Here is a 2,199-nt window from a genome sequence, read left to right on the forward strand (position 1 = left end):
CTCCTTCGAGGGGACGTCGAACGGGGACGCGAGGGCGCTCTCGATCATCGAGAAGGCGTCATCGACGCGGCCCTGGGCCAGCCGCAACATCGCCAGCCCCGGCTGCGGCAGCCAGGCATTCTCGTGGGCCGCCAGGAACGCATCCTCGGCGCCCGCGAAATCGCCCTTGCGCAGCCGCACGTTGCCCAGCTCGGTCAATGGCCAGCCGAATTCCCGTCGCATCCACGGGCGCAGCTCCTCGCAGGCCAGCAAGGCTTCCTGTTGGGCGGCGTCGCACGGCCCGCGCAGCCTCATGATCTCCGCCTGGTGCACCCGGCAGCGCCCGTGGAGGCCCCCGAACGCGGCGCCCTGGCGCCAGCGTTCCATGGCTTCGGTCCACTCTTCCGCTCGGTCGTGCTGGCCGATCCACTGCATCGCGCAGATGAGCTCGCACCACATCTGCCCGGTGGTGAGGGGGTCGAGGTTGCCCGAGCTCAGCTCCACGGCCACATCGTCCAGGGCGCTCAGCCCTTCATCGAGCTCGCCGTCATGGATGCGGACCCGGGCCAGGGCCACCTGGCCGATGATCGAGGGCGGCGCCAGGGCGTGCCTTTTCCCTCCCGCCATGGCCCGTCGGGCCCAGTGCCCCGTCCCCGGCATGTCACCACACATCAGGCGCTCGTAGGTGCGCACCGCGGCGAGCCACGCCCAGACCGGGCTGTCGGGCGCGTCTTCCACCAGGCGTTCTGCCCGCGACAGCCAGGCACGCACGGTGGCCATCAGGCCCGTGTCCATCATCAGGTACATGCCCACCATGACCGCGGCGAACGCCGCCTCGTGACATCGCTGGCCTTCCAGGTGCAGGTGGTAGAGCTCGCCATACGCGGCCAGCGTACCTTCCAGGTCACCGGCCCCGTACGCCGCCTGGGCGCGCAGCTCCAGCAGCTCGGCCGAAGGCGGCGCGCAGAGCCCGGCGAGCAGCTCCCGTGCCCTGACGAAGTCGCCGCTGTCGAGGGCAGCGCGGATCGGCGATAGCTCCGTTGCAGTCATCGCTTGGCCCTCCTTGTTCCGGTTGTCACACGGATTGTCACGCTCTTGGGGGTAGGTGCCCAGTGCACCTGGCGAGCCACCACCCAAGAGAGGAGCATCTGCCATGAGTGACACCCTGTATGACAGACTCGGCGGTCTTGCCGGTATCGACAAGCTCGTCGATCGCATTGTCGAGCTGCACCTCCAGAACGAGGTTGCCGGACCCCGCTATCGAGCCCTCGATGGCGAGGCAATCGACCACGCCCGCGAGAAGGTCAAGGAGTTCCTCGCGGCCGGCGCCGGCGGACCGGTAGCGTACACGGGGCGCTCGATGATCGAGACGCACACCGGGATGAACGTCAGCGCGGCCGAATTCGTCGCCGTGGTCGACGACATCCTGCAGGCCATGCAGGAGATGGACTATCCGCCGCCGGTCTGCAATGAGGTGCTGGGCGTTGCCTATTCGCTCAAGGAGGAGATCGTTCATCGATAGGTCGAGGCGGCGCTCGCCTGGCACGGCGACGGTTTGTCCCACGGCACCGAGGGAATGCATCGTTTAGAATAGGCTGATTCATGAGCCGGCATGGCGGGGCGTCTCGCTTCGCCATCACCGCACCGTTGCCTTATCGTCAGGGATGAACGATGCCCAGACTCGTCACACCGCTGCTGCTGTCGATCGTGCTGCTGCTGGTCGGCTGCCAGGAAGGGGAGCCCGAATCCGCCGAGCCCGAGCCGCGCTGGGTCAAGACCACCACGCTGGCGGCTGATACGGCCGCCACGCTTTCGCTGACCGGCGTGGTGCGCGCTCGCTATGAAACCCCCCAGGCCTTTCAGGTCAGCGGCCGGATTGCCACGCGCCATGTCGATGCGGGGCAGGCGGTTCGCCAGGGGGAGGTGCTGTTTACCCTCGACCCGAGGGATCTGGAAGAAGCGCTGGCCGCGGCGCGCGCGGAGCTGGCCGCGGCCGAGGCCTCACTGGCCGTGGCCGAGGCGGATCTGGCCCGCGACCGGCAGCTGCTGGAGAAGGACTACCTCAGCCGCCAGGCGTTCGAGCGTGCCGCACTTGGCGTGCGCGAGGCCACCACGCGCCGTGACGCGGCCAGGGCCCGCGTGGCCCAGGCCCGCAACGCGCTGGCGTATGCGACCCTGCGCGCCGAAGCCGACGGCGTGCTGATCGAGGTCAGCGGTGAG

3 protein-coding genes are annotated in these 2,199 nt (G+C 68.8%); 2 read left to right on the forward strand and 1 reads right to left on the reverse strand.

Features of this window, described 5'->3' with window-relative positions; genetic code table 11:
• A partial coding sequence (locus RI841_RS16125; protein WP_310706647.1) for a hypothetical protein occupies positions 1 to 1,029 on the reverse strand: 1,029 nt, incomplete at its 3' end.
• 103 nt (positions 1,030 to 1,132) lie between these two features.
• Between RI841_RS16125 and RI841_RS16130 the strand changes: the two genes are divergently transcribed.
• Positions 1,133 to 1,501, forward strand: a complete 369-nt coding sequence (locus tag RI841_RS16130; protein WP_310706648.1) for a group 1 truncated hemoglobin — start codon at positions 1,133 to 1,135, stop codon at positions 1,499 to 1,501.
• Positions 1,502 to 1,650: 149 nt separating this feature from the next.
• On the forward strand, positions 1,651 to 2,199 hold a 549-nt coding region (locus RI841_RS16135), incomplete at its 3' end, for an efflux RND transporter periplasmic adaptor subunit (RefSeq protein WP_310706649.1).

The sequence above is a fragment of the Halomonas sp. genome, assembly GCF_031581305.1.
In the GTDB taxonomy this organism is placed as follows: domain Bacteria; phylum Pseudomonadota; class Gammaproteobacteria; order Pseudomonadales; family Halomonadaceae; genus Halomonas.